The organism is Aequitasia blattaphilus, assembly GCF_024721305.1.
Classification (GTDB): domain Bacteria; phylum Bacillota; class Clostridia; order Lachnospirales; family Lachnospiraceae; genus Aequitasia; species Aequitasia blattaphila.
In genome coordinates this window covers 131634-138593 of sequence record NZ_JAMXOD010000006.1, presented here as the reverse complement: position 1 = coordinate 138593, position 6960 = coordinate 131634, and the positions used below count along the sequence as shown (strand labels likewise).

5 protein-coding genes are annotated in these 6960 nt (G+C 35.0%); 1 reads left to right on the top strand and 4 read right to left on the bottom strand.

Annotated elements, in window-relative coordinates:
* The first annotated feature begins 200 nt into the window (after positions 1-200).
* The gene (locus NHH15_RS06195) at positions 201-1145 is read left to right on the top strand and encodes a tyrosine-type recombinase/integrase (protein ID WP_262065792.1); all 945 of its coding nucleotides are present in this window, start codon (positions 201-203) and stop codon (positions 1143-1145) included.
* 387 nt (positions 1146-1532) lie between these two features.
* Here the strand turns inward: NHH15_RS06195 and NHH15_RS06190 are convergent, their stop codons facing one another.
* From NHH15_RS06190 to NHH15_RS06175, 4 genes are all read right to left on the bottom strand, one after another.
* Complete coding sequence (locus NHH15_RS06190) at positions 1533-2207, bottom strand: hypothetical protein (protein ID WP_262065791.1); 675 nt, start codon at positions 2205-2207, stop codon at positions 1533-1535.
* 11 nt (positions 2208-2218) lie between these two features.
* Positions 2219-2944, bottom strand: coding sequence for a hypothetical protein (locus NHH15_RS06185; RefSeq protein WP_262065790.1), 726 nt, complete (start codon positions 2942-2944; stop codon positions 2219-2221).
* Positions 2945-2957: 13 nt separating this feature from the next.
* Positions 2958-4391: a hypothetical protein gene (locus tag NHH15_RS06180; RefSeq protein WP_262065789.1), complete on the bottom strand. Its 1434-nt coding sequence runs from the start codon at positions 4389-4391 to the stop codon at positions 2958-2960.
* Between the two features lie 332 nt (positions 4392-4723).
* Positions 4724-6952, bottom strand: coding sequence for a VirD4-like conjugal transfer protein, CD1115 family (locus tag NHH15_RS06175; RefSeq protein WP_262065788.1), 2229 nt, complete (start codon positions 6950-6952; stop codon positions 4724-4726).
* Between the last annotated feature and the right edge of the window lie 8 nt (positions 6953-6960).

The window sequence follows — 6960 nt, the reverse complement described above, 5'->3', positions numbered from 1 at the left end:
TTTAATAATTATAGTTTGTTCGACTTTTTCTGTCCACGCTAATATACTAGCACCAATATTTACCAAAGGAAGGAGTTGAACCACCTAAAGGAAAGCAAATTGAAAGTATCAGCATAGAAAAGCTCAATAAGCGGATATTAGACCACTACATTAAAGAAAAGCGAATAAACACTTGCCCGTCATTTATGGAAGTGTATCATATGTGGCGTGCAATCAAGGACTTAGAACTAAGTGGTAATTCCATTTATAAATATAATACCGACTGTAAGCGATTCTTTAATGAAACAGATTTTTCTGAAACACCAATTAATCAGATTAATGAAAATACGATACGCTTATTTATATTAAAGACAATTAAAGAACAAGGTCTGTGTAAAGAAACATGTCGGAAATTTTTCAGTTATATTAAAAATGTCATTCGCTATGCGAGAATCGAAAAAATAATCATTGATAACCCTATTGAGTTTCTAGAACCCAAAGACTTCACAAAGCATTGTGAGGAGATTGAAAAGCCAGTTGAAACACGTTATTATTCGGATTCAGAACTTGCAATCATCATAAAGGGACTATATAAATACTATGAGTATATACCCCTTTATATGCCACCATATGCAATTGAGCTGGCAATTTACACAGGTATGAGGGTAAGTGAATTATCAACGCTTAGGTGGAGTGATATAAGCGACATTAGTATTAGCATTAATAAATCTGCAAAACACAATCGACTTAAAAATGAATTTTCTATCGGGAAGACAAAAACAAAGAAATCTAGAGTCTATCCCGTTGACGAGCAAATTACTGCTTTGCTTACAAGGATTCGAGATGTCCAAGAAAACCATAGTATTTTGTGTGATTGGGTATTTACAGATGGAAATGGAGATTATGTTCGTGCCAGAAATATTACTGATTGTATGACAAGATTATGCAAAGAATATAACTTGAACAGCGGTGGTATTACAAAACTTCGGAAAACTGCCAGTTCCGATTTACAAAACAGTGGGACATCTAAAACAATCGTTGCCAGTATGTTAGGACATACTACAGAAGTCAACGAAATGTATTATACATATGATACTTCAAATCTTTCTGAAAAACAGATGGTTATACAAAACAGGAATGCTAAATTTAAACAGATGATAAAATAGAACCCAACCAAAACCAACCAGCTTTTTAAAGATTAAAAAAAGAAAAACCCCTGTAAATCAGGGGTTAAATCGGAGTGACGTGATTCGAACACGCGACCTCTACGTCCCGAACGCAATTATGCAACCATCTCTCTTTATCTAATACTATATATATTCGACGTTTATTGGACATTTCATAGTTTCTCTCTATTCCCAATTATCGCCTTTTATCCCAACATTATTAGAAAAATTATTAGAATTTTTTTCCGATTCGCTATAGTTCGAATTAGCATATTCTACAATATTTTAAATAGTGCCTGCCGACTCATCCGCCTTTAACTTTTCAATACAAGTCAGAATTTTTTTAATCAGCAGCCACTAAGTATCATTATGAACTTCACCTTTTTATTAATTATCCAGATAAGCGTTTATTTCATTAACAATCTCTTCGTATGTTTGCTTTTCCGTAAACCCCTTTGTATTAAACTCGTTTTCACTAATTTCAATAAACTCACCAGTCGATTCATTCATTCTAACATATCTTCCCCAAGTGCTATCTGCTAAAAAATAAATCGCTCTCTGACCAACTTTCGACATATGGTCTCCTGATAGAGATGTCTTAACAAACATTCTCCTCAAATCATTGGGTGAGTATGGACTAAATTCTTTAAGATCCTCTCTATAAGATAGTCGAAAATCCCATTCCCTATACTTTATATAATCATCAAAAGTACGATAGGATTGCATCTTTTTAACGGTTATTTTTTCTGGTAAATCTCCTTTTATTGTTGAAAGGACTTTCACTTTCTCCTGCGTATAATCATCGTATGTAAACATTGCTCTATGTATATATTTAACATCTTTAACTTCACCATAAAAAATATACTCACTATCTTGTGTAAGGGTTTCTAAATCATTATAAAAATATGCAAATTCCGGTGTCGAAATATCATCCTGACGAATTACTATCCCATTATCAATCAAAGTTTCTGGATTTCTTTTTGAAAATTTTCCTGAATAGCCTAGAACAACACAAATAATTGTAATGGCTGAAGCCACTATCAATAGGCCTTTATCCTTCATCCTAGCTCCTTTCATTGAATCTTGTTTTCAATTTCTTCCAATGAATAGGGGGTAACCATAGCACTTTCCTCTTCTATACTCTGCGTACTTCTACTTCTGAGTTCATCTCCCTCTATCATTTCTTTTGCACTTTCCATTCTGTAAAAAGTATCTTTACCTGTTTCCAATAATTCACCATATCCACCGCATACGCGAAAATATGATTTTTCCGCTTCCACAAATCCCAAAAAATAGATACCTAATTGTCCCACCTCTGATAAAATATCGTTCTCGTTTTCTATCTTAATATAAGAAGTCTTCATTTCATTTTCTGTCATGTCTTTAAATGAGCTTTTCGTTGATTCATATAATACATCACTATGTGAATCAAGATATTCCTTTACTGTGAAATATCCCGTCATCTTCATAACAGGTATTACATCTCCGACTTCTATATCTCCTTTTAAAACCTCTTTAACAGTTACCTGCTCTTTTGTATATCCAACTCCATTTTCTCTAACAATATATTCCATTGAAGTCACTTCTCCATAAATAATCTGATCACTATGTTCAATCACAACATCCAAGTCATATGCATCTATATCATACTCTGCCTCAGTCCCCATAGTAGCTATAACGTTTTTTTCTGTACTTAATTCTATCTCTTTTTTTTCTATCTGCACTTGTTCATTGCTTTTTAATGTACAAGAAGTCAAAAAAATGAGTAGAACCAGCATTGTCACTATTATTCTTTTCATTGTATGTCCTCCATTAATATCCTAAGTGATTAAATAACGTTACATCCATTGCCTGTGGCGAAGAAACCGTTCTACCATTCCCCAACTGACACATAATAGTATTTTTAGTGCTTATTCTATGGGATAATCCTAACGCATGACCAAATTCATGCGCCATAGTTGATGCTGGAATTGATTTATTTGTGTCACATATTATTTTCGAACTATACCAGTTTTTCCCAAATGAAGATGGACCATGCCAACCAACGGCTCGTCCCACATATGTAACTGCAAGCGTATACTCATCCAAAGTTCCTGGAACGAAGGCAATATCATTTGAATCACGAGGAACTCCTTCACGAAAAATTGTACGTCCGACAGCGTTATTCCACGATTGTGCTCCTGTTCTAATACGACCTGTGACTGTACTATTACATGTTGAATAAAAACTGAACGAGGGATTACTTGCAAATCTAAAGTCTCTGAATGTATTTAGCCCATGTCCACAGCCTAGAGCATCCGAATCCGTCTTCCACCTTCCTGAGCTATCAAAAAAGTGCCAAAATGGTTCATTCTTATGCATTCCGCTAAATTTTAAATGTTGCCATCCCGTCAACATAACACCGTCTCCGTTCAAATAGTACCACAGCCCATTTTCTGAATGCCATCCTTTTTGCATTTGTCCTGATACATTAAAAAAATACCACCGTGTTCCAACTTGACACCATCCTTTTGCCATCACTCCCGTACCCGGTTTCAAATAATATCTATGGCCCGACTCATCATGCCAGCCTTTATGCATTTGTCCCGATGCATTAAAAAAGTACCAATTACTTCCCACTTGTAACCAACCTCTTGCCATTGCCCCTGTACTTGGTTTTAAATAGTACCTATATCCACCCTCATCATGCCAGCCTGTATGCATTTGCCCTGATGCATTAAAAAAATACCAGTTACTCCCAATTTGGCGCCACCCTCTTACCATTGCCCCAGTGGTTAGATCTAGATAATACCAATAACCTCCATTAAGTAGCCAATCCGTTACCATGTAACCCACACTATCAAAATAAAACCAGTTGCCATTAATATATTCCCATCCATTAACTGTATAGGAACCATCATTATGCCTATACCACCAACGACCATTTGAATCTAATATCCATCTTCCAGCTATTGTCGATGCTCTCGTCACGCTATTTGAGTCGACTATTTCATATGGTGATTCTATTCCATTGACAGGCGTGCAATCATCCTTTGTAATAATGTTTTTTTCTATTTCACTCTTCTTCGCTCCTTCACCTTTTTCATTTATTTCTTCTTCGACAGCAGCATCGTCTTTCGCATCCTCGTTTATCTGTACTTCATCTTGAACAATATCCACTTCATCTTTTCCTGACTCATTTGCCAACGTTTGTATAGGGGAAACACAAAGTGTAGCTACCAATAAACCTGCAATTACTTTTTTCATCTCAACTTTCACGTTTTTTTCCTTTCTACATTTATTTATACAAGACCTTCTGTTTTCCATTTTTATAAATCCCCCTTTCCTCATCTATTTACAGAAAATCTACATACCCTCATTCTTCGTTTGAAATAAATTATATCATTATTTTTACTTGTTTTTATGTTTTTTTACTTAGTCGATATATTTTTGTTTATTCTGAAAAAAAATGAACATAGGTTTTATGCATTTTTCTGTTAATTAATGACTTTTTTATACAAATCAAATGCAGTTTACTTTTCTCCATAAAAAAAGTGCCATCGTAACTTATACTCGTTAAGATACGATGGCACCAACGTCTATGAATTTTTTATGTACTTATTTTTTAATATAAATGCTCTTTTAAACTGCTCCATCTTTATTGCATCAAGGATGAAATATTCCTTGATTTGCCTATCTGTTAGTCCTGATTCTAAACCAGAAACTATCTGTTCAATCTGCTCTTCACTAAGATTATTTGCATATCTTTTTAAACAATCATAAATCGTTCCAGATAAGTCCCAAGTATTTATGTGCCGAAATTCGGTACGTTCATTGAAATTAGTAACATCATCTGGAATATTAGATGGATCCACGCTATTCTTAAATGAATTTCTAAATAAATCAGCCACTTCATCTTCTGATAGTCTGGGCTTTACATCCCAATTTAGATATAAAACATCTTCCTGATCAACATTAAATATCTTAATACTCTTATCCTTCTTAGATGCTTCTTCATACCAAGTAATTTCTTCTTTATTTAGGGGCTGAAATGCCTTTTTGTGGGTAATTGTCCGATACTCCAACGTTTCTTCATTATATACAGTGCGTACTGGATGATCGTACAGACCAGCACTCATCGCTTCACCATATTGCTTCATTTTATATACCTTGCGTATCATTGGATGTTTGAAAGGAATAGGTTTTACATCAAATATTGGATTCTGACCTTCAATAAAAATAATACACTCATCTCTTTTAAGCATTCGCACTTCATCAGGAGTCATCAGCTCTCGACCTGCATGTTGAAAGTTTTTATTTGCGTTACCATTTTTCCCCAAATGCACTCCATCACTTCGCGTATCTATGGTTGCCTTACCTAGCGATTCTGATATCCACTTATGGGTTTCATGAGCCTTAGCTCCAGCCCCCAAGAAAATTACACATGGAGCATTGTCCCAAATGGTTTCCCATTTATCATTTTTGAATAATACTTTTAGTTGTGCCGGTGATTGTAAAATTGGAACCATCGATATGTTTCGACTACGTATTACACCCAGTAGGACATCCGGATCAGTTGGTTTGGCTCCAGCATAAAATTCATCCATCCAAAAGCGCACATGAATAGGAAGGGTACGTGCATCCAAACTATCTGCTTTTCTCATAAGTACGTCAAATGCCTGTGTATAGAACATGGAAATCAAAAAGTTATACGATTTGTCATTGTCTGGCAGCACTAAAAATAAAACCGTTTTCCTTTTTGGATTACCACCCACTCCCATTCCTATTTCTTCCAAATCAATATCATTGCCTGAAAAAATACGTTTAACATCTGCTGTCTCGCATAATTTAAGCATTGCATTAACCATAAGAACAATACTTCGCACTGTTTCAGGCGCACCATCCTTCAACTTACGATAATCTCTAACTGGTGGATAATTCTCTCCTTTTACTCTTGACAATTTGTCCATTCTTAATTGCAACTTCGTTATTCCATTCTCTGCATCAACCACAATACTTTCCTCATTAACAAGCTCTAATATATTGTTCATTGAGCCTACTCTTTTTTCTTCCTTTGCCTGCAGCCATTCATAAAAAAACAGTGCCATTAAATATAAATCTACACCATCATCCCAAAAAGGATCTCCACTCATTGCCTCTGGCTTTCTAACACTTTCATGTAGATTCGTTATCAATCTTATAACATCATTTTCACGACGGATGTAAACAAATGGATTATAGCGATCAGACATCCACGGATCTTTTAAATTCAACGAAAGAACCCTACACCCCAACCCTTGTAAAAATTTGCCGTACAGTCTTTGCAGTTCACCTTTAACATCTAATACTACATTTGACGTATTTGCTAAAAGCAAGTTTGGACCAACTACCGCAGTTGACTTAAATGTTCCTGACGAACCAATAACTACCATATTGTTGTTTGATAATGCTTTGTCGGAGATTTTTAGATTATAGCTTACAATCGTATTATGCTGATCGTCCTTATCGGCTAACATTTTATTGATTTTTTTTACATCTCCCCAATCTGCCGAACCATGTTCTCTGTCAAAATGAAAATTTCGATTATTAGTTGAATACCATGATACAAACATAATCCAAGCTACAAACAAAAGACCAATCCATGCCAACGATTTATCATTCCACCAATTTGTCAATGGATGAGTGACAATATACGTGAAATTTTCTTGAAGATTATTGATTGTAACTTCTTTGAACTTATGTATACCACCTAGAAAGTAGCCAAAGACCGTAAAAAGTATAAGCGATATAATGTACAAACTATAGGGAGGTTTTCTTTTATATATCATAATTACCT

What these genes read in the sequence shown, in the direction of transcription:
- NHH15_RS06180 (WP_262065789.1), bottom strand. Translation starts at nt 4,391, where the DNA reads ATGAAAAAAGTAATTGCAGGTTTATTGGTAGCTACACTTTGTGTTTCC.
- NHH15_RS06190 (WP_262065791.1), bottom strand. Translation starts at nt 2,207, where the DNA reads ATGAAGGATAAAGGCCTATTGATAGTGGCTTCAGCCATTACAATTATT.
- NHH15_RS06185 (WP_262065790.1), bottom strand. Translation starts at nt 2,944, where the DNA reads ATGAAAAGAATAATAGTGACAATGCTGGTTCTACTCATTTTTTTGACT.
- NHH15_RS06175 (WP_262065788.1), bottom strand. Translation starts at nt 6,952, where the DNA reads ATGATATATAAAAGAAAACCTCCCTATAGTTTGTACATTATATCGCTT.
- NHH15_RS06195 (WP_262065792.1), top strand. Translation starts at nt 201, where the DNA reads ATGTGGCGTGCAATCAAGGACTTAGAACTAAGTGGTAATTCCATTTAT.